This window comes from Microlunatus sagamiharensis (assembly GCF_900105785.1).
Taxonomy (GTDB): Bacteria; Actinomycetota; Actinomycetes; order Propionibacteriales; family Propionibacteriaceae; genus Microlunatus; species Microlunatus sagamiharensis.
The window spans coordinates 2,974,092-2,996,839 of the sequence record NZ_LT629799.1; the positions used below are offsets into that span (position 1 = coordinate 2,974,092).

Annotated in this window: 20 protein-coding genes, 1 tRNA gene and 2 pseudogenes; 7 read left to right on the top strand and 16 right to left on the bottom strand. The window is 73.6% G+C overall.

The window, feature by feature from the left end; genetic code table 11:
* Window positions 1-69: 69 nt before the first annotated feature.
* Window positions 70-924, bottom strand: a complete 855-nt coding sequence (locus BLU42_RS13660) for a Bax inhibitor-1/YccA family protein (RefSeq protein WP_091075246.1) — start codon at window positions 922-924, stop codon at window positions 70-72.
* Window positions 925-1,185: 261 nt separating this feature from the next.
* Between BLU42_RS13660 and BLU42_RS13665 the strand changes: the two genes are divergently transcribed.
* Window positions 1,186-1,869: a DUF5710 domain-containing protein gene (locus BLU42_RS13665; RefSeq protein ID WP_197680441.1), complete on the top strand. Its 684-nt coding sequence runs from the start codon at window positions 1,186-1,188 to the stop codon at window positions 1,867-1,869.
* 30 nt (window positions 1,870-1,899) lie between these two features.
* On the opposite strand, the gene BLU42_RS13670 is transcribed toward BLU42_RS13665, so the two are convergent.
* Window positions 1,900-1,972, bottom strand: a tRNA-Leu gene (locus BLU42_RS13670).
* Between the two features lie 112 nt (window positions 1,973-2,084).
* On the opposite strand from BLU42_RS13670, the pseudogene BLU42_RS13675 reads away from it, so the two are divergent.
* A pseudogene (locus BLU42_RS13675) lies at window positions 2,085-3,014 on the top strand (IS30 family transposase); the annotation flags it as partial.
* A gap of 91 nt (window positions 3,015-3,105) precedes the next feature.
* Window positions 3,106-3,282 carry a hypothetical protein gene (locus BLU42_RS21715; protein WP_407940193.1) on the top strand — a complete coding sequence of 59 codons (177 nt, stop codon included), beginning with the start codon at window positions 3,106-3,108 and terminating at the stop codon, window positions 3,280-3,282.
* Between the two features lie 110 nt (window positions 3,283-3,392).
* Here the strand turns inward: BLU42_RS21715 and BLU42_RS13680 are convergent, their stop codons facing one another.
* The 3 genes from BLU42_RS13680 to BLU42_RS13690 form a co-directional block, all read right to left on the bottom strand.
* Window positions 3,393-5,051, bottom strand: coding sequence for a metallophosphoesterase family protein (locus BLU42_RS13680; protein ID WP_091075250.1), 1,659 nt, complete (start codon window positions 5,049-5,051; stop codon window positions 3,393-3,395).
* 89 nt (window positions 5,052-5,140) lie between these two features.
* Entirely contained in the window at window positions 5,141-5,698 is a 558-nt protein-coding gene (def, locus tag BLU42_RS13685) for a peptide deformylase (RefSeq protein WP_091075254.1), read from the bottom strand.
* Complete coding sequence (locus BLU42_RS13690; RefSeq protein ID WP_091075257.1) at window positions 5,695-6,210, bottom strand: glycine cleavage system protein R; 516 nt, start codon at window positions 6,208-6,210, stop codon at window positions 5,695-5,697. The genes def and BLU42_RS13690 overlap by 4 nt, the downstream gene beginning before the upstream one ends.
* A 77-nt stretch (window positions 6,211-6,287) precedes the next feature.
* Here BLU42_RS13690 and BLU42_RS13695 point away from each other — a divergent pair, with 77 nt between their 5' ends.
* Window positions 6,288-7,172, top strand: coding sequence for a polysaccharide deacetylase family protein (locus BLU42_RS13695; protein WP_091075262.1), 885 nt, complete (start codon window positions 6,288-6,290; stop codon window positions 7,170-7,172).
* A gap of 18 nt (window positions 7,173-7,190) precedes the next feature.
* Here BLU42_RS13695 and BLU42_RS13700 read toward each other — a convergent pair whose 3' ends face one another.
* Genes BLU42_RS13700 through BLU42_RS13710 form a run of 3 tightly spaced genes read right to left on the bottom strand, consistent with a single transcriptional unit; the run spans window position 7,191 to window position 10,003 of the window.
* The gene (locus tag BLU42_RS13700; RefSeq protein ID WP_091075266.1) at window positions 7,191-8,129 is read right to left on the bottom strand and encodes a Ppx/GppA phosphatase family protein; all 939 of its coding nucleotides are present in this window, start codon (window positions 8,127-8,129) and stop codon (window positions 7,191-7,193) included.
* A complete protein-coding gene (locus BLU42_RS13705; RefSeq protein ID WP_407940194.1) occupies window positions 8,126-8,677 on the bottom strand; it encodes a DUF501 domain-containing protein in 552 nt (183 codons plus the stop codon). The genes BLU42_RS13700 and BLU42_RS13705 overlap by 4 nt, the downstream gene beginning before the upstream one ends.
* Window positions 8,678-8,686: 9 nt before the next feature.
* A complete protein-coding gene (locus tag BLU42_RS13710; protein WP_157719977.1) occupies window positions 8,687-10,003 on the bottom strand; it encodes an MFS transporter in 1,317 nt (438 codons plus the stop codon).
* Between the two features lie 142 nt (window positions 10,004-10,145).
* Between BLU42_RS13710 and rbsK the strand changes: the two genes are divergently transcribed.
* Window positions 10,146-11,105 (top strand): ribokinase, encoded by a 960-nt coding sequence (gene rbsK, locus BLU42_RS13715; protein ID WP_091075275.1) that lies wholly within the window; start codon window positions 10,146-10,148, stop codon window positions 11,103-11,105.
* 60 nt (window positions 11,106-11,165) lie between these two features.
* Here the strand turns inward: rbsK and BLU42_RS13720 are convergent, their stop codons facing one another.
* From BLU42_RS13720 to BLU42_RS13735, 4 genes are all read right to left on the bottom strand, one after another.
* A complete protein-coding gene (locus BLU42_RS13720) occupies window positions 11,166-11,948 on the bottom strand; it encodes an FtsB family cell division protein (RefSeq protein ID WP_091075278.1) in 783 nt (260 codons plus the stop codon).
* Between the two features lie 9 nt (window positions 11,949-11,957).
* The gene (gene eno / locus BLU42_RS13725; protein WP_091075281.1) at window positions 11,958-13,238 is read right to left on the bottom strand and encodes a phosphopyruvate hydratase; all 1,281 of its coding nucleotides are present in this window, start codon (window positions 13,236-13,238) and stop codon (window positions 11,958-11,960) included.
* Between the two features lie 121 nt (window positions 13,239-13,359).
* Window positions 13,360-14,733 carry a hypothetical protein gene (locus tag BLU42_RS13730; RefSeq protein WP_091075285.1) on the bottom strand — a complete coding sequence of 458 codons (1,374 nt, stop codon included), beginning with the start codon at window positions 14,731-14,733 and terminating at the stop codon, window positions 13,360-13,362.
* 132 nt (window positions 14,734-14,865) lie between these two features.
* Window positions 14,866-15,057, bottom strand: a complete 192-nt coding sequence (locus BLU42_RS13735; protein ID WP_091075289.1) for a hypothetical protein — start codon at window positions 15,055-15,057, stop codon at window positions 14,866-14,868.
* A 116-nt stretch (window positions 15,058-15,173) separates the two neighbouring features.
* On the opposite strand from BLU42_RS13735, the gene BLU42_RS13740 reads away from it, so the two are divergent.
* Both BLU42_RS13740 and BLU42_RS13745 read left to right on the top strand, forming a co-directional pair.
* Complete coding sequence (locus tag BLU42_RS13740; protein ID WP_091075293.1) at window positions 15,174-16,040, top strand: SDR family NAD(P)-dependent oxidoreductase; 867 nt, start codon at window positions 15,174-15,176, stop codon at window positions 16,038-16,040.
* A gap of 29 nt (window positions 16,041-16,069) precedes the next feature.
* Window positions 16,070-17,095 carry an aldo/keto reductase gene (locus BLU42_RS13745; RefSeq protein WP_091075297.1) on the top strand — a complete coding sequence of 342 codons (1,026 nt, stop codon included), beginning with the start codon at window positions 16,070-16,072 and terminating at the stop codon, window positions 17,093-17,095.
* A gap of 103 nt (window positions 17,096-17,198) precedes the next feature.
* Here BLU42_RS13745 and BLU42_RS13750 read toward each other — a convergent pair whose 3' ends face one another.
* From BLU42_RS13750 to mfd, 4 genes and pseudogenes are all read right to left on the bottom strand, one after another.
* A complete protein-coding gene (locus BLU42_RS13750) occupies window positions 17,199-17,558 on the bottom strand; it encodes a hypothetical protein (RefSeq protein ID WP_091075301.1) in 360 nt (119 codons plus the stop codon).
* Between the two features lie 9 nt (window positions 17,559-17,567).
* The gene (locus BLU42_RS13755) at window positions 17,568-18,158 is read right to left on the bottom strand and encodes a MazG family protein (protein ID WP_091080497.1); all 591 of its coding nucleotides are present in this window, start codon (window positions 18,156-18,158) and stop codon (window positions 17,568-17,570) included.
* A 62-nt stretch (window positions 18,159-18,220) separates the two neighbouring features.
* On the bottom strand, window positions 18,221-18,772 hold the full coding sequence (locus tag BLU42_RS13760) for a SurA N-terminal domain-containing protein (RefSeq protein WP_091075304.1): 552 nt from the start codon (window positions 18,770-18,772) through the stop codon (window positions 18,221-18,223).
* Window positions 18,773-19,073: 301 nt separating this feature from the next.
* Window positions 19,074-22,687, bottom strand: a pseudogene (gene mfd / locus BLU42_RS13765) (transcription-repair coupling factor).
* Window positions 22,688-22,748 lie beyond the last annotated feature (61 nt).

Here is a 22,748-nt window from a genome sequence, read left to right on the forward strand (position 1 = left end):
GGCGCCCAGGAACGCCGACGGGCCGCGCCTCCCGGAGGAGACACGGCCCGTGGGTGCTTCGAGGAGCGCTCAGCGGCGGATGTAGGAGATCAGCCGGAGCATCTCGATGTAGAGCCAGACCATCGTGACGGTGAGGCCGAAGGCCGCGCGCCAGGACTCCTTGGCCGGTGCGCCCATCTCGACGCCGCGCTCGACGTAGTCGAAGTCGAGCACCAGGTTGAGCACCGCGAGGACGATCGCGACTGCCGAGACCAGGACGGACAGGCCGCTCACCGGGCCGGTGATGCCGCTGCGCAGGCCGCCGCTGCCGGTGACCAGCGAGAAGATGAAGTTGATCAGCATCAGGCCGGCGAAAGCCGCGGTCGAGATGAAGACGATCTTGGTGAACTTCGCCGTCACGCGGATGTTGAAGAACTTGTACGCCGCGAGCGTCACGCCCGCCGCCACGAACGTGGCCACGACCGCCTGGGCGACGATGCCGGTGTAGACCGACTCGAAGACCTTGCTGATCATGCCGATGAAGATGCCCTCGATCGCGGCATACGCGATGACGAGCGGTGGCGAGACGACCCGGCGGAAGGAGACCAGCAGCACGACGACGAAGCCGACGAGCGCCGACAGGACCATCGCCGGGAAGTACAGGGACTGCGGGACGAAGTTCCACGCGAGCGCGGCGGTCAGCACCAGGATGCCGATGGTCACGGCGGTCTTGGTGATGACGTCGTCCAGCGTCATCCGGCCCTGGCCGGCCTGCTGGTTCGGCGTCGGGGCGTTGCTCCACGGGTCCTGCGGACCGCGGCCACCACCCTGCACGGGGTAGCCCTGCTGCCCGTAGCCCTGGCCGTACGGCTGCTGGCCGTACTGGGGTGCTGCGGGGGTGAACGCGTCCTTCTTGGAGAGGATCGGGTTCGAGCTGCGCAACATGAGTGGGGTTCCTCCTGGTGAGGCGCTCTGGAGCCCTCCGGGGAGGAGAACCCGCGCGCCGTGCTTCCAGTGTAGACAACGAACGGGTGCCACCTGCGTGTTCCCCTGGCCCGGCGTCCCTGGGAAACCCCTGGTCAGACGCATGTTCGGGCTATACGACCGGCGCCGCGCCGACCCAGCGGGGCGCCGGCGCCGCAGGTGTCGGAGCGGTTGCCTACCGTGGACCGTGACGAGGTCGGGCGGCTCGGGGAGGTTCGGGTGGTGGATCTCACCTGGCTCGACGTGCCCTTCTCGGAGAAGGACGCGGCCAAGGCGGCCGGGGCCCGTTGGGACGCCGCCGCCAAGCGGTGGTACGCGCCGCAGGCCAGCGTCGAGGCCCTCGGGCGGTGGACCGCGGCCGCACCGGTCCCCGACCTGCTACCCGGGGAGGACCGGTCCCTGGGCACCGGTCTCTTCGTCGACCTCGTGCCGTCGAGCTGCTGGTTCACCAACGTGCGCTCCTGCGTCTCGCAGCGCGACTGGGAGCGTCTGCGTCGCATGGTTACGGGGCGTGCGGCGCACCGGTGCGAGATCTGCGGCGCCGGCGAGGACCGCGACCGGCACCGGTGGCTCGAGGCGCACGAGCGCTGGACCTACGACGAGGCCGCCGCCCGCCAGACCCTGCGCAGGATCATCTGCCTCTGCACGGACTGCCACACCGTGACGCACTTCGGCCTCGCCACGCTGCGGGGCGACGACGCCGCGGCGTTCGCCCACCTCATGAGCGTGACCGGCATGTCGCCGGCCCAGGCCCAGACCCACGTCCGGGAGGCGTTCCGGACCTGGCAGGCCCGGTCGGCCAGGACCTGGGAGCTCGACCTGACCATGCTGACCGGCGCCGGGATCGCGGTCCGTCCGCCGCCGGACGCCGACCGGCGGGCGGGGCTGGCGTCCGGGGGCGGGTGACGCCGCGTCGTCCGGGCTGCCGCGGTGCGGTGCCCCCGGCGGGATTCGAACCCGCACTCGGGCGGGTTTAAGCCGCCTGCCTCTGCCGTTGGGCTACGGGGGCTCGACGCGTACGCCGGCGGCGTGAGCCTAGACCGATGACGCTCCCTGAGCCTGTCGAAGGGCCTGGTGGGTTCTCGTGATCGTCGCAACGCTCTTCGAGGTGGAGGTCGTTGATGGTGTTTGCGGTGGGGGTTCGTCAGCAGGTCTTCGCGTTGCTGGGTGCGGGGTGGTCGCAGAAGCAGACCGCGTTGGTGACGGGTGTGTCGGCGCGGGCGATCGGTCGATGGCGGGCCGAGGTTGGCGGGGTGCAGTTCGAACCGTGCCAGGTCCAGCGCTACCTCAGCCGTGACGAGCGCTACGAGATCGCCCGGTTGCACGACAGCGGGCTCGGGGTGCGCGAGATCGGGCGCCGGCTGGGCCGCTCGGGTTCGACGATCAGCCGCGAGCTACGCCGTCCCGAGCGTGATGCGGGGGTGCCGGGGCGTCCGAGCGGGCGCACGCCGGGCTACCAGCCCGAGGCCTGCCACCAGGCCGCGGTCCGGGCCCGGAACCGGCCACGGGCCTCGAGGTTGGCCAGCGACGCGCGGCTGCGGGTGTGGGTCCAGGCCAGGCTGGACCTCGGCTTGTCTCCCGAGCAGATCAGCGGACGGCTGCGCGTGGAGTTCGAGGATGATGAGCAGATGCGGATCAGCCACGAGGCGATCTACCGCGCGATCTACGTCCTGCCTCGAGGTGAGCTGCGTCGCGAGCTCCGCGCCCACCTGCGCACCGGCCGGTCTCAACGCAAGACCCGTCAGAGCCGGACCCCGCGCAACCGGCCGGGCCAGATCGTGGGCGCGGTCTCGATCCACGAGCGGCCCGAGGAGGTCGAGGGCCGCCTCGTGCCCGGTCACCACGAGGGCGACCTGGTCTGCGGCCCGGCCGGGACGACGGCGGCGATCGGCACGCTGGTCGAGCGGACCAGCGGGTTCTTGACCGCGTTCTTGCTGCCCGAACGTCACACCGCCGAGGCGACCCTGGCCGGGCTCAGCGAGGCTGTGAACCGGACCGGGTGGCCGATGGCCTCGCTGACCTGGGACCGCGGCTCGGAGATGGCCCGCCACGCCGAGTTCAGCACAGCGACCGGGATCCAGGTCTACTTCGCCGACCCGCACGCCCCCTTGGCAGCGCGGCTCGAACGAGAGCACGAACGGCTTGCTGCGCGAGTACGTCCCCAAAGGACGCGACATCGCCACCGTCACCGACAACGAACTCCAACACGCCGTCGAGCTGCTCAACAACCGGCCCCGCAAACGCCACAGCTTCCTCACACCCACCGAAGTCCTCGCCGCCATACTCAAAGACCAAACCGGTGTTGCGACCACCCCATGAATCTGGGCCCGGAACGGGTTGGCGTCCGTCGTGGAGCCGTAGGGGTGCCGAGGACGCCGACCTCTTCGAGGCCCTTCGACAGGCTCAGGGAGCGTCTCGGCCCAGCTGGGTCAGCGCTGGCTCTCCTGCGGCGTCGGCGACGGGCTCGCCCCGGTCAGCCGTCGGCGGGTCTCCTCGGGCAGGCCCGCGAGGTCGCCGGTGTCGGTGCGCGGGTCGATGACCACCTCGCCGTCCGGCTCGAGGTGCACGGCCTGGACGCCGGTGACCAGCCCGGTCGCGTCGTCGCGGAAGTAGAAGTAGGAGTCGGCGCGCACCAGCGGCGGGCTGAACGGGGTGCTGAACGACGCCAGCGTCGGCTGCTTCACCCCGCCCGACGTGCCCTGCTGCATCCCGACGGTCCAGGTGCCGTCGGCGTGCGTGACCACGGTCGGCCCGACCTGGGCGTGCATGTGGCCCCAGAGCACCAGCCGGGCGGGCGGGTCGTCGGCCTCCATCACCTGCTGCGCGGCCGTCGGCTGGTGCAGCAGGATCGCGTCGACGGGGCGTGGGCGCGCGACGGAGACCATCCGCTGCCCGAGCTGGGCCTCGTCCTCCGGCCGGTCGAGCGTGCGCTCGACGCTGAAGGGCACCTGGCGCTCGGGGTCGTCGTCACCCAGGACGTCCCAGCCGGCCGCCTCGACCGTCGTCCCGTCGAGCACCGTGGCCCCCGCCGCCCGCAGCTGGGCCTCGGTGACGTCGGAGTCGTGGTTGCCGGTCGCGACCACGAACGGCCGGCCGCCGGGGATGCCGACCTCGCGCCGGATGCAGCCGCGCTCGGCGGCCGTGCCGTTGACCGTGTCGTCGCCGGAGTCGAGGACCACCGCGGGTTCGCTGACGGCGACCAGGCGGGACATCAGCTCGGTCGTCGCCTGGTTGCAGTGCAGGTCGCTGAACCCGTACGCCATCGACTCCCCCGCGCGCGGCCGCGGGAGGGCCTCGAGCTGAGCGGACAGGCTCTTCGTCGCCTCGTCCTCCCACGCCCGGACCGCGGCCTGCTGCCGGGAGGACAGGATGCGGATGCCCGAGACGCCGCGACCGAGCAGGTCGGCGAGCAACGGGCTGTCGACGCTGATCGTCGGGCTGCGGTCGGGCAGCGGCAGGTCGATCGGGATCCGCGGCCCGTCGGGCCGGGCGGGCACGAGGATCCCGCCGACGAGGACCGACACCACACCGAGGTAGACCGCGAGCGTCCGCCGGCGCGTCACCCGCCGCACCACCCAGGGGGCGAGGAGCCGCGAGCGCAGGCTCCACAGCGCGAAGCCGACCAGCAGCACCGTCTCGGCCACCGCGGTCCGCTCGAGGGCGTCGCGCTGGAGCCGCTCGACGACGCCGCGGACCGCCTCCTCGGGGTCGGTGTAGAGGGCGGTGTAGGCCGACAGCGTCTCGCTGGAGAACAGCGACCCGAGCGTCGAGCCCGACTCCCCGACCCCTCCGACGGTCGCGCGGAGGCCGACGGGCGCGTACGGGCTGTCGAGGTACGCCCGCCCGAGCGGTCCCAGGTCGATCTCGATCTCGCCGCTGTAGTCCGCGGCCAGCGCGACCCGGTTGGGCCCCAGGTAGTCGTCGACGCGGGCGTGCCCGACGCCCCACGCCGCGGCCAGCGGCAGCGCGAGCACGGCCGCCACGAGCGTCACGGCCAGGGCGCGACCGGTGCTGACCAGGAGCGTGCGTCGCGAGCGCACCCGCGCGGCGTGCCGCGCGAGCACGCTGCCGAGCCGCTGCGTACGCACGGCACCAGTCTGCGGAAGCCGCGTTGCGAGGGAGGGTCTTCCGTGAGACGGCCGTGTGCCCCTGCCCCCGGCGGGACGGTCGCCAGCGGTCAGGAGGCGGGGTCCGCCGGCGCGTCGAGGTAGACCTGGCGGGCGTGCAGGGCGTGCGCGCCGGCGACGCGGTCGAGGAAGAGCAGGCCGGCGCAGTGGTCGATCTCGTGCTGCAGGGCGCGGGCCTCGAAGGCGTCGGTGACGAGGTCGACCTCCTCGCCGCTGACCGGGAGCTGGCCGCGGACCGTCACCCGCGTCGCCCGCTTCACGTCGCCGGTGAGGTCGGGCACCGACATGCAGCCCTCGCGGGCGCGTTCGTTGCGGCTGGACTCGACCACGCGCGCGTTCACCAGCACGACCAGGCCGTGCCTCGTCCGCGTCTTGGGGTGGTCGGTCACGTCGACGCAGAAGGCCTGGGCCGAGACGCCGACCTGGGGCGCGGCGAGCCCCACGCAGCCGGGCGAGACCCGCATCGTCGCCACGAGGTCGGCGCAGAGCTGCACGACCTCGGGGTCGGTGGGGTCGACGTCCGGGCCGGCGGTCGCGAGGACGTGCGCGGGCGCGCGCACCACCTCACGCACCCGGCCCGGCGGCAGGGTGGACTCGTCGAAGCTCACAGCTCGTCGTTCTCCACCGGACGCAGGGTCACCTCGACGCCGAGCTCGGCCGCGACCTGCTCGAGCCGGGTCCGCAGGCCGTCCGCGTCGGCGCCCGCGGGCAGCGCGGCCTCGGCCAGCAGCACGTAGAGCTCTCCGGAGAGCCGCGTCGTCAGGTCGGTGACGTTGCCGCCGGCCTCCGACACCACGCCGACGAGCCGGGCGACGATCCCGAGCCGGTCGGCGCCGTAGACGGTGACCAGGTGCGTCGCCGTGGCGGCGGGCACGTCGGGGTCGGGCACGACCTCGCGGACGGCGACGTCCAGCCCGGACGCTTCGAGGGGTCCGAGCGCGGCGCGGACGGCCTCGACCGAGGCGTCGCCCGCGCAGACCAGCGTCATGGCGAAGTGGCCGCGCAGCAGGGTCATCGAGGAGTCCTCGAGGTTCATCCCGCAGGTGGCGAGGGCGTCGGCCGCCGCGGCGATGATGCCGGGGCGGTCGTGCCCGACGACGGTCACGGCCAGGGAGCTCACGGGCGTCATCCTGCCAGCCCGGGCGCCCGCGCCCACCGGACCGACCGGCCCGCTGGGCGCGTCGGCATGATGGCCGGGTGCTGCCCACCCACGGCCGGTTCGGCCACTCCGCCATCACCGAGCGCCCGGACTTCGACTGGCCGGGCGGCGCGCGCCTGGCCGTCTACGTCGCGGTCAACTGCGAGCACTACGCCTACGACGACGGCGAGACCGACCTCGGCTGGACGCCCGGGCTCGACCAGCCCGACTCGTACAACTACGGCTGGCGGGAGTACGGGAACCGCGTCGGCGCCTTCCGCGTCGCGCAGACCCTGGAGCGCGTCGGCATCCGCCCGACCGTGCTGGTCAACAGCGAGGTGTACGAGCACGCGCCCTCCGTCCCCGCGGCCTTCCGGGCGCTCGGGGCCGAGTTCGTCGCGCACGGTGCCACGAACTCGATGCAGCCCGACGAGCAGACCGAGGACGAGGAGCGCGCCACCATCGAGCGCGTCCGCCGCGTCGTCGCGGAGCACGAGGGGGCTGCGCCGCGGGGGTGGATGAGCCCGGGGGCCAACCCGAGCCGCGTCACCGAGGACCTGCTGGCCGAGGCCGGGTTCGCGTACACGCTCGACTGGCCGGTCGACGACCAGCCGCTGTGGATGACCACCCGGGGCGGGCCGCTGCTGTCGGTCCCCTACCCCCACGAGGTCAACGACCTGCCCGCCTTCGTGCACCACCACCAGACCGCGGAGACCTTCGCGTCGATGATCGTCGACTCGTTCGCCGAGCTGCGCGAGGACGCGGAGCGCCAGCCGCTGGTGCTCTCGGTCTCGCTGCACACGTTCCTGGCCGGGCAGCCCTACCGGCTGCGGCGGGTGCGCGAGGCGCTCCAGCACCTGCGCGAGAACGGCGACGGGGTGTGGTTCACCACGCCCGGCGCCATCGCCGAGCACTACGCCTCGGTGGTGCCGGCCCCGTCCTGAGCCCTCGGGCCCGGAGGGCTACCTGCCCTGCCGGAGCAGCTGGAGGGCGATGCCGTCGAGGATGTCGGACTCGCTGACGACGAGCTCGTCCACGCGCATCCGGGCGGCGACGCGCGAGGCGATCAGCGCGCCGGCGGTCACGACGTCGGCCCGGCCGGGGTGCATCGACGGCAGCGCCCTGATCTGCCCCACGTCCATCCGGCTGAGCAGGAAGGCCAGCTCGTCGAGCTTGGTCAGCGGGATCGTGGAGCCGTGCACCGCCGCCCGGTCGTACGCCTCGAGCTGCAGGTGGACGCCGGCCAGCGTCGTGGCCGTGCCGGCGACGCCGACCCAGGTCCTGACGGAGGCGAAGTCGACGCCCGAGGTGTCGAGGAGCCCGTCGACGTGCTCGCGGGCGACCTCGAGGGCCGCGGGGGTGGGCGGCCCGGCGCCGAGGAAGCGTTCCGTGAGGCGCACCGAGCCGATGTCGAGCGAGATCGCCGAGGAGACCTTCCCCTCGGCGTCGCCGACGATGAGCTCGGTCGAGCCGCCGCCGATGTCCATGACGAGCACCGGGCCGCCGTCGGGGCGGATGCGGCTCAGGGCGCCGGCGAAGGAGAGGCGGGCCTCCTCGTCACCGCTGATGACGTCGGGCCGCACGCCCAGGAGCTCCTCGATGCCGGCGAAGAACGCCTCGCGGTTGCGGGCGTCGCGGGAGGCGGAGGTGGCGACGAACCGCGTGCGCTCCGGCGGCACCCCGGCGGCCCGGACCCGCTCGGCGTAGCGGCGGGTCACGGCGAAGGTGCGCTCCAGCGCCTCGGGCGCGAACTCGCCGGTCGCGTCGACGCCCTGGCCCAGCCGCACGATCTCGGTCTGCCGGTCGAGGTCGGTCAGCGCGGAGCCGTCCGTGCCCGGGTCGGCCAGCAGCAGGCGGATCGAGTTCGTGCCGCAGTCGACGGCGGCGACCGTTCGGCTCACGCGTCCTCCTCGTCCCTCGTCGGTGCCGTCACGCGGTCCGGCAGGCAGGGGCGTGACCACCACTCCCCCACGCGCGCCAGCGTCTCATCCCCGAGCGGGTTGACCCCGGGACCGGCGGCGAGGGCGTGGCCGAGCAGCGCGTGCAGGCACTTCACCCGCTCGGGCATGCCGCCCGCGCTGACGCCGTCGATCTCGGGCACGTCGCCGTCCCCGGTCTCCTCGCCCAGGGCACGGCGGTCGGCGAGGTAGGCCTCGTGGGCGCCGGCGTACGCGTCCGCGAGCGCCGGGTCCTCGCCCAGGCGGGCCTGCATCTCGGCCATCACGCCGTTCGACTCGAGCGTCGAGCAGGCCGAGGACGCCCGCGGGCACGTCAGGTAGTAGGTCGTCGGGAAGGGCGACCCGCCCGGCAGCCGGGGCCGGGTGGCGACGACGTCGGGCCGTCCGCAGGGGCAGCGGTGGGCAACGCGGACGGCGCCGCGGGTGGGGCGGCCCAGCTGGGCCTCCACGGTCGCGGCGTCCTCCTCGCTCAGCGAGGGCACCTGGTCCACGGCCACGGCTCAGGCCCGCCGTTCGGTGCCGGGGAGGGCGAGCGTACGGATCGCGGGCGAGACCCAGGTGATGACCACGGCCACCATGATGAAGCCGCCGCCGAACAGGAACGCGCTGGAGGCGCCCAGCACCTGCGAGGTGATGCCGGTCAGGGAGAAGCTGACGGGGTCGCCGACGTAGCCGGCGAGCGCCGCGACGGCCATCACCCGGCCGAGCTGGCGCACCGGGGTCGAGATGACCAGCGAGGCGTTGATGAGGGTGCCGAAGAGCCCGGTGCCGACCCCGGCCAGCGCGCCGCAGACCCCCGCCAGCACCACCTCGTCACCGGGGGCGAGGCCGGCGAGGTCCACCAGGCCGAGCGCCAGCAGCCCGAGGCTCATCAGGGTGAGGCCAGTCGCCGCGACCACGCCGGCCCGGACCGTCGGTCGGCGCCAGGTCAGCAGGACCGCGGTGACGACGGCTCCCACGCCGAAGCCGCCCAGGACCCAGCCGATCCCCCCGGCCCCCCAGCCGCGCTCGGCCGCCAGCAGCGGCACGCCGGCGGTCATGGGACCGGCGAAGCCGAAGTCGAGGACGGCCAGCACGACCACGGTGACCAGCAGCCGGCGGTCCCGCGAGACGAGGCGCAGGCCGTCACGGATCTCGGCGACGACGCCCTGCGCGGACCCGGCCGACCCGCTCGGGTCGTCCTCCTCGGGCCTGGGCCTGGTCATCCGCGTGAGCGCCAGCGCGACGACGGACGCGGCGAACATGAAGGCCGCGACGCCGAAGGCCGCGACGGCCCCGTACGCGACCAGGAGCGCGCTGGCCAGCGGGGCGCCGACCATGGGCGCCCCGCGGTAGACCACGGTGCGCAGCGCCTGGAGCCGGGTCTGGGCCTCGAGCGTCGCCACGAAGGCGGGGGCGGCGCCGACCGCGGGCAGGAAGAAGCCGTCGACCACCCCGAACACCGCCGCGAGCGCGCCGATCAGCAGGGTGCCGTTGGCCCCGATCCCGGAGAGCACGGCCGCGGCCACCATGACCAGGGTCCGCAGGACGTCGGAGACGATGATGACCCGCTTGGGGCCGATCCGGTCGACGAAGACGCCGCCCGCCAGCAGCACGACGGCCCGCGGCAGGGAGCCGAGCACGAGCACGAGGCCGACCTCGGCCGGGGACATGATCGTCACCGCGACCCAGGTCAGCGCGACGTAGAAGATCTGGTCGCCGACGAGCGAGTGGGCGTAGCCGAACAGCCACCAGCCGGAGTCGCGGGGACGCGGGAGCGCGCGGCGGGGAGCCGTCGGGCGACGCTCCGGCCGCACGGACCTCGTCGGGCTGCCCACGCTCCGGGTCTTCTCCGTCCTGCGCGCGACGAGGCGCGCGCCGTTGGTGCCCGGGCCCCACCGGGGCGACCCGGGGTCCCGCGTGGCCGCCGTCCGGCGACCGACGCCCACCGTAGCGGTGTCCGTCGCTACGCTGCGGGACATGGTGGCGACGGCGGCTTCTGCACGCGCGGGCTCGGGACCGGGCGCGGTCGTGGTGGTCGGCAGCATCAACATCGACCTCACCGTCGCGGCCTCGCCGCTCCCCCGGCCCGGGGAGACGCTGACGGGCAGCTCGTTCTCCACCGGTCTCGGCGGCAAGGGCGCCAACCAGGCGGTCGCCGCCGCCCGAGCCGGCGCCACGACCACGATGGTCGGCGCCGTGGGGACCGACGCCTTCGGCTCGCTCGCCCTGGACGCCCTGCGGGCGGACGGCGTCGACGTGGGGCGGGTCCAGCAGGTCGAGGGGGCGACCGGGATCGCGCACATCCGGGTCGACGCGAGGACCGGCGAGAACACCATCGTCATCGTCCCCGAGGCCAACGGTGCGCTGACCGGTCCGCAGGTCGAGGAGGCGCTCCGGGCCCTCGCCCCGTCCTCCCCGGTCGTGCTGCTGCAGCTGGAGACGCCCCTCGAGGTGACCCTGGCCACCGCGCGCGCCTGCGAGGAGCTGGGGCTGCGCCTCGTGCTCGACCCCGCGCCCGCCGCGCCCCTGCCCGACGAGGTCTGGGCCGGCGTGTGGCTGGCCTGCCCCAACGAGACCGAGGCCGAGCTCCTCACCGGCGTCAAGGTCACCGACGTGCGCTCGGCCGAGCGAGCGGCCCGCTGGTTCTCCGAGCGCGGCGTACGGCAGGTCGTCGTGACCCGTGGCGGGCGCGGGACGGTCGTCGTCGGTCCCGGCGGCACCAGCGACATCCCCGCCTTCGGCGTGACCCCGATCGACACCACCGCCGCGGGCGACTCCTTCGCCGGCGCGCTCGGTGCGGCCGTCGCCGCCGGGCTCGCCTGGCCGGTCGCGCTCCGCCGCGCCGCGGCTGCCGGTGCCCTGGCCACGACCAGGGTCGGCGCCAGCCCGAGCATCCCGACCGCCGCCGAGGTGGACACCTACCTCAGGGGACGCTGACGCGCCGCTCCGTCGCCGGGCGGGGGCGCCAGAACGGATCGAGGGCCGCCGGCGCTCGACTCACCTCGGCTTGGAGTCCTCGGACACGGGGGCGCGCTTGCCGGGGTCGGCCTTCTTGGCGGCCGGCCGGTCGGCGGCCTTGACCGAGCCCCACATGCGGTCGTACCAGGTCGTCTGCTTCTGGCCGGGCTCGTCGGCCTCGGACGAGTCGAGCGTCAGCCCGCCCCCGAGCGGCTTGCCGTCGGCCCCCACGACCGTGTAGCCCGTCTCCCCGGGCACGAGCCAGCCGAGGCGCTCACGGGCCTGGGCGGAGACGTAGGCGGGGTCGTCCCAGCGGGAGATCTGGCTCTGCAGGTCGGCGATCGTCGCCTGGCTGTCGGCGATCTGCGCCTTCGTGGAGGCGATCTCGTGGGCCTGGGAGAAGTAGATGCGCAGCGAGGTCGCGTACGAGATGGTCAGGACGAGCACCACGACGACCAGGGCGAGCGCCCGGGCCGTGAGGTTGGCCCGGACCGCGCGCTGCAGCACCGCGGCACCGGCGCCGGCCCGGCCCGCCGCCTCAGCCGTACGCCGGCGGGTCGGGGCCGTCGAGCCGCTCCGGGCGGCGGAGGCACGGGTCCTGGCGGTGCCGCGCGACGAGGCACCGCCCGCCCGGCCGCTCCGGGATGCCTTGGCCGACGAGACCTCGGGCGGCGCCGTCGCCCCCGCGTCGAGGGCGATGGTGGGCTCGTCGGCCCCGTCCGCCGGGACGACCCGGTCGCGCGACGCCGGCCGCGGGCGCGGCTTGCCCCGGCCGGGACCTGCACCCGGCCGGGCGGTCGGACGAGGTCCCGACGGCGGCACTGCTGCGACCTACTTGGCGGTGAAGCGCGGGAAGGCGGAGGCGCCGGCGTAGCGCGCGGCGTCGTCGAGGTCCTCCTCGATGCGCAGCAGCTGGTTGTACTTCGCCACGCGGTCGGTGCGCGCGGGGGCGCCCGACTTGATCTGGCCGCAGTTGGTGGCGACCGCCAGGTCGGCGATCGTCGTGTCCTCGGTCTCGCCCGAGCGGTGGCTCATCATGCAGCGGAAGCCGTTGCGGTGCGCGAGGTCGACGGCGTCGAGGGTCTCGGTCAGCGAACCGATCTGGTTGACCTTGACCAGGAGCGCGGAGGCCGCCTTCTCGCTGATGCCGCGCTGGAGGCGGGTGACGTTGGTGACGAAGAGGTCGTCGCCGACGACCTGCACCTGGTCGCCGATGCTGGCGACGAGCGAGCTCCAGCCGGACCAGTCGTCCTCGGCCAGCGGGTCCTCGAGCGAGACGATCGGGAAGTCACGCACCCACTGGGCGTAGATCTCGGTCATCTCGTCGGCGGACTTGGTGCCGCCCTCCCAGCGGTAGACCCCGTCGGCGAAGAACTCGCTGCTGGCCGCGTCCAGGGCCAGCGCGATGTCGCTGCCGAGCGTGAGCCCGGTGGCCTCGACGGCGGTGGAGATCAGCTCGAGCGCCGCGACGTTGGCCGGCAGGTTGGGCGCGAAGCCGCCCTCGTCGCCCAGACCGGTCGACAGGCCCTGCTTCTTGAGCACGGACTTGAGCGAGTGGTAGACGCCGGCGCCCATCTCGAGCGCCTCCTTGAAGGTGGCCGCCCCGATCGGCGCGATCATGAACTCCTGGATGTCCACGTCGGAGTCGGCGTGCGAGCCGCCGTTGACGATGTTCATCATCGGCACGGGCAGAACGTGGGCGTTGGGGCCGCCGACGTAGCGGTACAGCGGGAGGTCGGCCGAGTTGGCCGCCGCGTGCGCCACGGCGAGGGAGACGCCGAGGATGGCGTTCGCGCCGAGGGAGCTCTTGTTGTCGGTGCCGTCGAGGTCGAGCATCGTCTGGTCGATCAGGCGCTGCTCGCTCGCCTCGAAGCCGATGAGCTCCGGCCCGAGCTGGTCGACCACGCCGAGGACGGCCTTGGTCACGCCCTTGCCGCCGTAGCGGGAGCCGCCGTCGCGGAGCTCGACCGCCTCGAACGCACCGGTGGAGGCGCCCGACGGCACGGCCGCCCGCCCCTCGGACGCGTCGTCGAGGATGACCTCGACCTCGACCGTCGGGTTGCCCCGGGAGTCGAGGATCTCGCGCGCCCCGATGAACTCGATACTCGCCACGAACTGCTGCCTCTCGCTTGCGCCCAGGCGTCAACGACAGGGACGACCTGGTGTCGTCACCACCCTAACGGCGTCGGGGCGCGCGGCCCCGACGCCACCACGGTCAGCGCGTCAGCAGTCGTCAGCAGTCCTGGGGCACCGGCAGCCGCACGAAGGCGTCGAGGTCGTCCTCGTCGACGGGGAAGGGCGAGGCCAGCTGCTCGAACCGGTTGGCGGGGTCGACCTGCTCGGCGAAGGCGAGGACGACCGCCTCGCGCTGCGTCCACGCGACCGTCGCGCTCGCGCGACCCGCGAGGGTCCGCTCCTGCAGCTGGTCGCTCTCGGGGTCGTCGCCCAGGTCGACATCGGGGTCCTCGAACAGCGCGGGGTCGAGGACGACCAGCCCGACGGCGACGTCGTTGGGGTTGGTGAGGTCGAGCGCCCGGCACACGGGCGTCACCTCGACGCAGCGGAGCACGGTGAAGGTGGTCTCCTCGAAGGGCTGCACGTTCTTGTTCGCGTACGCGCGGTAGGTGTAGGTGCCGGCCGGCAGGGGCACCGTCCGCGGCTTGCCCCGGGTCCACGAGCCCTGGGCGACGACGGTCCCGGTGGCGTCGACGACCCCGTACGACCGGTTCTTCAGGCTCTTCTGCGCGACCCAGTCGAAGGTGACGGGACCCGTGGCGGCGCCCGCCCCGCAGCCGACGAGGGCGTTGGTCTGCACGGCGTTCTGCGTCGGCGTGGCCACCTTGGCCTTGCAGGACTGGTCCACCTTGAGGGTGCCGCGACCCAGGTTCACCGGGGCCGGCCCGTCGAGCTCGTCCTCCTGCTCGGCGGGCGTGGCGTCGGGGTCCTCCGGCGTGACGGCCCACGCCGAGAAGAAGATCAACTTGTCGTCGACCCGCACGGTCCGGACCTCGCCGGGCGCGAGCGTCAGGTCGAACGACTGCTCGTCGTCGGCCCCGTACGAGAGATCGGCCGCCGGGTTGGAGGCCGGGTTGGTGAACCGCACGGCGTGGCAGCTCGTCTTCACCTGGAGGCACAGCCTGACCTCGAAGGTGTCGTCGGACACCGGCGCCGAGGCACCCCGCTCGGTCACGGCGATCCGGTAGCTGCCCAGGCGGAGGCTCGGCAGCTTGAGGGCGACGATCCCGTCGCGCTTGACCTTCGCCGAGCCGGTCTTCCGGTAGCCCGAGGTCGAGGTCAGGACCCAGTCGAAGGTCGCCTTGTGCGTGGAGAACACGACGCCGTCGGGCTTGGCCGACTTCTTCGCGCTCGGGGCGCAGGAGCCCAGCACGGAGACGAAGACCTCCTCGTCCGCCTCCTCGGCCGCACGAGCGAGGTTCGCCCGGTCCGTCGCGCGGTGGGCCTGCACCCGCCCGCCCTGCGCTCCGTCCACGAGCCGCGCCACCGGCGAGGGGGCCGACGCCTGCACGGGGGCCGCCTCCGCGCCGGCCAGCCCGGTGGCGGCGAAGGTCAGGGTGAGGAGCGCCCCGACGAGGGCCCTGCCCACCACTCGTCGTGTCCTGCCTGCGTGCATGTCCGAACCCCGTCCCAGGTCCCGCGAACCCGACCATCGGGCAGGTGGAGCGTAGGGAGAGAAGGAGCCCGGCGTGCGGTCGTGGCCTGATCGTGACCTGGGCGCGGCTCAGCCAGCGCGGGGCGGGCCGGGAGGACGGCGGGCGCCGCCCTGCTGCTCCCAGTTCCGGTTGGTCTCGGCGATGCGGCGCGCGGTCCGGCGGCGGCGCTCGACCCGCGAGGCCACCCACCAGCCCAGCACGGCCAGGGCGAAGGTCGCCAGGATCGCCCCGAGGGCGAACGGCAGGAGCGGGACCTCCACGCGGACCTCCTCGTCGACGGCGTGCGCGGCACCGGGGTGCCCGGGGCCGAGTCTCCCACCCGCCCTGCGGGAGGGCGCTGGCGCTTCACGGGGTGGCGTACGGGTAACGCAGACCCATGAGCGACCAGCAGACCCCAGAGACCGTGCAGCCCGACGCCCGCCCCTTCGCCCTCGTCACCGGGGCCTCGAGCGGGATCGGCCTCGAGCTGGCGCGCCAGCTCGCCGGGCACGGCCACGACCTCCTCGTCACCGCCGAGGACGCCGCGATCGAGGGCGTGGCGGGCGAGCTGCGCGCGCTCGGGGCGGACGTGACGACCTTCGTCGCCGACCTGCGCACCGGTGAGGGCGTCGAGGCGCTCTACGCCGCCACGGTGGCGCGCGGCCGCACGCTCGCCGTCGCCGCGCTCAACGCCGGCATCGGACGCGGCGGCGCCTTCGTCGACAACAGCCTCGACGACGAGCTCGACGTCATCCGCCTGAACGTGCTCGGCACCGTCCACCTGGCCAAGCTCGTCCTCGACGACATGGTCCTGGCCAACGCCGGCCGCATCCTCGTGACCTCCTCGATCGCCTCGGAGATGCCGGGTCCCTTCCAGTCGACCTACAACGCGTCGAAGTCCTTCCTGCAGTCCTTCACCCAGGCGCTGCAGGCCGAGCTGGCCGAGACCGAGGTGACCCTGACCGCGCTCATGCCCGGCCCGACGGACACGCCCTTCTGGGAGCGGGCCGGCGTCGAGGACACCGCGCTCGGGCAGGGCCCGATGGACGACCCGGCCGAGGTCGCACGCCAGGGGTTCGACGCGCTGATGGCCGGCAAGGCCAAGGTCGCCGCCTCCTCCCCCATGACCAAGGCGACCGCGGCCGCGGCCGCGGTGATCCCGGACAAGGTCAAGGCCCTGCTGCACCGCGTGGCCGCCAAGCCGCGCGGCGAGGACGCCGACCAGGCGGGCGGCGCGACCGGGTCCGGCGGGGCCGTCGACTGACACCCGGGCGTACGGGTAAGGATCAGGTCATGGAATACCGCACTCTCGGGCGCAGCGGATGCGCCGTCTCCTCCCTGTGCCTCGGCACGATGACCTTCGGCAACGAGACCGACGAGGCCGGCTCGCACGAGCAGCTCGACACCTTCCTCGAGGCCGGCGGCACCTTCGTCGACACCGCGAACGTGTACACCCGCGGCGTCTCGGAGGAGATCATCGGGCGCTGGTTCGCGAACCGTCCGAGCGACGTGACCGACCGCGTCTTGCTGGCGACCAAGGGCCGCTTCCCGATGGGCGACGGCCCCAACGCCTCCGGCCTCTCCCGCCGCCAGCTCACGCGGGCGCTCGACGCCTCGCTGACCCGGCTCGGGCTCGACCACGTCGACCTCTACCAGGTGCACGCCTTCGACGCGCTGACTCCCCTGGATGAGACCCTCCGGACGCTCGACGGCTTCGTGCGCGAGGGCAAGATCGGCTACTACGGCCTGTCGAACTTCACCGGCTGGCAGCTGACCAAGGCCGTGCACACCGCCCGGGCGCTGGGGCTGAACGAGCCCGTCACGCTGCAGCCGCAGTACAGCCTCGTCGTGCGCGAGATCGAGTGGGAGATCGTGCCCGCCGCCCTCGACGTCGGCATGGGCCTGCTGCCGTGGAGCCCGCTCGGCGGCGGCTGGCTGTCGGGCAAGTACAAGCGCGACGAGCGCCCGACCGGCGACACCCGTCTCGGCGACAACATCAACCGCGGCATGGAGGCCTGGGACCGGCGCGGCACCGAGCGCACCTGGAACACCATCGACGCCGTGCAGAAGATCGCCGAGGACCGCGGCATCTCCATGGCCGAGGTCGCGCTGTCGTGGGTGACCGACCGCCCGTCCGTCACGTCGACGATCCTCGGCGCCCGGACGACGCAGCAGCTCGAGACCAACCTCAAGGCCGCCGGGCTGCACCTCACGGCCGACGAGACCGCCGCGCTGGACGAGGCGAGCGATCTGAAGGCCGCCGACTACCCGTACGGCGAGCTCGGCGTCGGGCAGCGCAACCGCAACATCGACGGCTGACCCCGGCCCTCACCCTGCTCGGCCACGATCGCCGAGCCCGCGCCACGATCCCTGAGCCTGTCGAAGGGCACTCCTCGACAGGCTCAGGGCACGTCCGGGGCTCTCAGCGCCGGCGGCGGGCACCCCAGACGGCGGCGACGTTCACGCCGACGATGCCGGCCCAGGCGATCGCGAGACCGAGTCCGCCGGGCTCGACCTGCGTCGCCGCGATGCCGCTGATCGGGATGCCGCCGCCGATCGAGATGATGCCCAGCACGAAGCGCTGCGTACGGCTCGAGCGCTCGTCCTCGCGGTCGGCCCGACGTTCGGAGACCTCGCCCCGCTGGTCGGCGATCCGGACCGCGACGAGCTCGTCGATGCGGTCGGCGAGGCCGGCGGCGACCTGGTCGTCGTACTCCGGGCCGAGCTCCCGGCGCGCGGCGAGCGCCGCCTCGACGTCCCGACGCATCTGCGGATCGGCCATGGGCCGAGCCTAACGAGCAGCGGCCTCCGCGTCGCGCACCTGAACCTCGAGACGGCGTACGGCCGAGCGCGCGGACTGCTCGGCGTCCAGGCCGGACGCCTGCGCCCGGCGGACGAGCTGCACCAGGGCCTCGCCCAGCTCCTGCTCGTCGATGGGTTCCACCGCCTCGGGCTCGGCCAGCGGGACCCGCCGCGAGCGGGCCCGCGAGAGGATCTTGGCCGCCCGCGCGAGGGCCGAGAGCCGCTCGGGGATGCCGTCGAGCGCCGAGGCGCGGTTCTTCTCGACGGCCTTGCGCTGCTCCCAGGTGGCGTGCAGGTCCTCCGGGACGTCGGCCGTCTCGAAGACGTGCGGGTGCCTTGAGACGAGCTTGTCGGCGATCCCCGCGGCGACGTCGCCGAGGTCGAAGGCGCCCTCCTCGGACGCCAGCTCCGCGTGGAAGACCACCTGCAGCAGCAGGTCGCCGAGCTCCTCGCGCTGGTCGGCGGTGGTGCCGTCCTCCAGCGCCTCGACGACCTCGCAGGCCTCCTCGACGAGGTAGGGCACGAGGGACGCGTGCGTCTGCTCCGCGTCCCAGGGGCAGTCGGCGCGCAGCCGGTGCATCACCGCGACGAGGCGGTCGACCTCCCGCACGCGGTCCCCCGCGTCCGGGGCGGACGAGCCGTTCAGGGCGTGGGCGTCGGGCTGGGGCTGGCCGGCCGGGCCAGCGAACCGGACTTCTCGCCGTCGATGAGCTTCTGCTGCTCGTCGAGCACGCCGTAGCGGGGGTTGATCGTCACCTGCTGCTCGCCGATCTGCTGCAGGTACGGCTCCGAGCCCACCTTCTGCGCGACGATCTGCTGGTCGGCGATGTCGTACGCGACCTCCTTGGCGGCCGGGATCGGGAGCAGCGGCTCCAGGTTCGAGCCCTTGAGCACCGCGTCGCGGTCGGCGTCGGTCACCGTGATGCCGTTCTTCGCCGCGATGTCCTCGGCGATCGCCCCGTGGACCATGGCGTTGAGCACGGCCTGCGGGGAGACCTGCTGACCCTCCTGCACGGTCTGCTGCACCCCGGCGACGGCGGCGTCGAGCTGCGTCTGCGTGATGCGGGTCCCGTCGACGTACGCGGCGACGGCCGGGTTGGCGTTCGCGCAGCCGGCGAGGGCGCCGGCCCCGACCAGCATGGCCGCGGCGGCGGCGGTCCGGGAGCGGCGCGATGCGGTGGACCAGGGACGCATGGGACCTTCCAGTCGTACGACGAGGTCCGGGCTCAGCACCGAACCTCCGCGATCCTAGCCCGCGCCGAGGTCCGCCCCGCCGAACCCGTCGCGCCACGCCCGACCGTCCTCCGACCGTCCACCCGGTGACGCCGTCCGGTTACCTGGGCGGTCTCCACGAGTGGTCGGGAACCTGTGCGCGCTGAGGTTGCTGACACCGAGCCCAGGTTGCAACCTGCGCTCGGTGCACGGAACCTGTGCGCGCACAGGTTCCCGACCGGCCGACCAGCGGACGGGCCAGCAGCCTGGGCAGCCGCGCGGGTCAGCTCAGGAAGATCTCGCGCACGACCTTGGCGCACCAGCGCAGCAGCTCGAGGTCGGTGACCGCCGGCCCGCCGATCGTCTCGGCGAGGGGACGCGGCACGAGGATGTGCTGCGCCGACTGCTTGACCACGCTGCGCGGGTAGAGCCGCTTGAGCCGCAGCTGCTTGGACTCGAGCAGGTCGGCCGGGCCGAAGCGGATGTAGTTGCCCTGCGACACGACCTCGGAGATCCCGCCCTCGCGCGCCAGGAGACGGAACCTCGCCACCTCGAGCAGGTTCAGCGAGGGCTGCGGCGGCGTGCCGTAGCGGTCGTGCAGCTCGGCCTCGATCGCCTTGACGTCGGCCTCGCTCTTCACCTCGGCCAGGCGCTTGTACATCTCGAGGCGGAGCCGCTCCGACTCGACGTAGTCGGTCGGCAGGTGCGCGTCGATCGGCAGCTCGATCCGCATCTCGGGCTCGGGCTCGGAGTCGTCGCCGCGGTACTCCGCGACCGCCTCCCCCACCAGCCGGATGTAGAGGTCGAAGCCGACGTCGGCGATGTGGCCCGACTGCTCGCCGCCGAGCATGTTGCCGGCACCGCGGATCTCGAGGTCCTTCATGGCCACGGCCATGCCCGCGCCGAGGTCGGTGTGCGCCGCGATGGTGGCCAGCCGGTCGTACGCCGTCTGGGTCAGCGGCTTCTCCGGCGGGTAGAGGAAGTACGCGTACCCGCGCTCGCGGCCCCGGCCGACGCGCCCGCGGATCTGGTGCAGCTGCGAGAGCCCGAGCTGGTCGGAGCGGTCGACGATCAAGGTGTTGGCCGTGTTGATGTCGAGGCCGGCCTCGACGATCGTGGTGCAGACCAGGACGTCGGCGCGGCGCTCCCAGAAGTCGACCATGACCTGCTCGAGGCGCTGCTCGCCCATCTGGCCGTGCGCGGTGACGACCCGCGCCTCGGGCACGAGCTCGTTGATCCGCGCCGCGGTCTTGTCGATGCTCTGCACCCGGTTGTGCACGAAGAAGACCTGGCCCTCGCGGCTCAGCTCGCGCCGGATCGCCGCGGTCACCTGCGCCTCGTCGTACGGGCCGGCGAAGGTCAGCACCGGGTGGCGCTCCTCCGGCGGCGTCGCGATCGTGCTCATCTCGCGGATGCCGGTGATCGCCATCTCGAGCGTGCGCGGGATCGGCGTCGCCGACATGGCGAGCACGTCGACGCTGGTGCGCAGCCGCTTGAGCTGCTCCTTGTGCTCGACGCCGAAGCGCTGCTCCTCGTCGATGATCACCAGGCCGAGGTCCTTGAACTTGATCTCCCCGCCCAGCAGGCGGTGGGTGCCGATGACGACGTCGACCTTGCCCTCGGCGACGCCCTCGATCGTCGCCTTGACCTCGGCGTTGGACTGGAAGCGGCTGATCGGGGCGACGTTGACCGGGAAGCCGGAGTAGCGGTCCGCGAAGGTCCCGTGGTGCTGCTGCACGAGCAGCGTCGTGGGCACCAGGACGGCGACCTGCTTGCCGTCCTGCACGGCCTTGAACGCCGCGCGCACGGCGATCTCGGTCTTGCCGTAGCCGACGTCGCCGCAGATGAGGCGGTCCATGGGCACGACCTGCTCCATGTCGCGCTTGGTCTCCTCGACCGCGGCGAGCTGGTCGGGCGTCTCGACGAACCCGAACGCGTCCTCGAGCTCGCGCTGCCAGGCCGTGTCGGGGCCGAAGGCGTGGCCCTGGGTCGCCTGCCGGGCCGCGTACAGCTTGATCAGCTCACCGGCGATCTCGCGAACGGCCTTGCGGGCGCGCGTCTTGCGCTTGGCCCAGTCGCCGCCGCCCATCTTGTCCAGCGTCGGGTTCTCCCCGCCGACGTAGCGGGTGACCTGGTCGAGGGCGTCCATCGGCACGTAGAGCCGGTCGCCCGGCTGGCCGCGCTTGCTCGGCGCGTACTCGATGACGAGGTACTCGCGCACGGAGTCCTTGCCGACGCTGCGCTGCACCATCTCGACGTAGCGCCCGACCCCGTGCTGGGCGTGCACGACGGCGTCGCCGCCGCTCAGCTCGAGCGGGTCGATGGTCTGCTTGCGCCGCGCGGGCATCTTGCGGCTCGACTTGTCGGCCGCCTGGCGCTGCCCGGACAGGTCACGGGCGGTGAGGACGAGCAGGTCGAGCGCGCTCGCCACGAAGCCGTGGGTCAGCTCGCCGCAGACGACCGTGGCGATGCCGGGGGCGGGTTCGTCGTCGAGCGCCTCGACCCGGCGCACGGGCAGGTCGGCGCTGGTCAGCACCTCGGCGAGGCGGTCGGAGATGCCCTTGCCCTCGGCCATCAGGAGCACGCGCCAGCCGTCGCGGATGCGGGCGGTGACCTCCTTGAGCGCCGCGTCGGTGTCGCCGCGGTAGGCCTCGACCGGGTGCCCGGCGACGGTCCGGCTGACGACGCCGGCCTCGCGGGCGACGGAGCTGAGGTCGACGACCTCGCCGTCCTCGGTGCGGACCACGCCCCCTGAGCCTGTCGAAGGGGCCGCGCTCTCGCCGGGGCCCGCGCTGAACGGCGACAGCGTCCACCACGACAGGCCGCGGGCGAGCGCGGTCGCGCGCACCTCGGCCAGCGGCCGGTAGGAGGACTCGCCCAGGTCGATCGGCGCCTGGCCACCGCCGGCCGCCGCGGCCCAGGACGCGTGCAGGAACTCCTCGCTGGTCCGCACCAGGTCGATCGCGCGGCCGCGGACGAGCTCGGGGTCGCAGACCAGCACCTGCGTGCCCTCGGGCATGAGCTCGACGAGCAGCTCCATGCCGTCGACGAGCACGGGCGAGAGCGCCTCCATGCCGTCGACCGCGTGGCCCTGCGCGATCTTGTCGAGCATCTCGACCAGCTCGGGGTGCTCCTGCGACAGGGCGAAGGCGCGGCTGCGGACCTCGTCGGTGAGCAGCAGCTCGCGGCAGGGCGACGCCACGACCTCGCGCACCGTGATGTCGGTCGACCGCTGGTCGGCGACGGTGAAGTAGCGGATGTCCTCGACGGTGTCGCCGAAGAAGTCGATGCGGAGCGGGTGCTCCTCGGTCGGGGGAAGACGTCGACGATCCCGCCGCGGACGGCGAACTCCCCGCGCCGCTCGACGAGGTCCACGCGGTTGTACGCCGCCCCGACCAGCGCGACCGCCAGGTCGGACGTGTCGAAGTCCTCGCCGACGACCAGCCGTACGGGCGTCAGGTCGGCCAGGCCCTTGACCTGCGGCTGCAGGATGCTGCGGACCGGGGCGACGACCACGCGCGGCGGGGGCAGCTCGTCGCGCCCGGCGAGGCGGCGCAGCACCGCGAGCCGGCGCCCGACCGTGTCGGAGCGGGGGCTGAGCCGCTCGTGCGGCAGCGTCTCCCAGGCCGGGTAGTACGCGACGGCCTCGGTCCCGAGCAGCGACTGGCAGGCGGCGCTCAGGTCCTCGGCCTCGCGGTAGGTCGAGGTGACGAGCAGGACGGGACGGTCGGCGCCGCCCTCGTCGCGCGCGGCCGACAGGGCCGCGGCGATCAGCGGCCGCATGGAGGGCGGGGCCGTCAGGTCGAGCGCTGGGCGCGTGCGTGAACGCGCGTCACCGACGGTCTCGGCGACGGTGGGATCGGTGCAGAACAGGCGCACCAGGCCAGCCAGACTCACTGGTCAGACTGTACTGATCGGAGCCAACCGTCGCGCGGGCGGCGGACCCCTCGGTCGGTGG

Bases quoted from the DNA above. Each gene is read 5' to 3' on its own strand.
- BLU42_RS13745 (WP_091075297.1), top strand. From the start codon at position 16,070: ATGGAATACCGCACTCTCGGGCGCAGCGGATGCGCCGTCTCCTCCCTG.
- BLU42_RS13740 (WP_091075293.1), top strand. From the start codon at position 15,174: ATGAGCGACCAGCAGACCCCAGAGACCGTGCAGCCCGACGCCCGCCCC.
- BLU42_RS13750 (WP_091075301.1), bottom strand. From the start codon at position 17,558: ATGGCCGATCCGCAGATGCGTCGGGACGTCGAGGCGGCGCTCGCCGCG.
- BLU42_RS13660 (WP_091075246.1), bottom strand. From the start codon at position 924: ATGTTGCGCAGCTCGAACCCGATCCTCTCCAAGAAGGACGCGTTCACC.
- rbsK (WP_091075275.1), top strand. From the start codon at position 10,146: ATGGTGGCGACGGCGGCTTCTGCACGCGCGGGCTCGGGACCGGGCGCG.
- BLU42_RS13755 (WP_091080497.1), bottom strand. From the start codon at position 18,158: ATGCACCGGCTGCGCGCCGACTGCCCCTGGGACGCGGAGCAGACGCAC.
- BLU42_RS13760 (WP_091075304.1), bottom strand. From the start codon at position 18,772: ATGCGTCCCTGGTCCACCGCATCGCGCCGCTCCCGGACCGCCGCCGCC.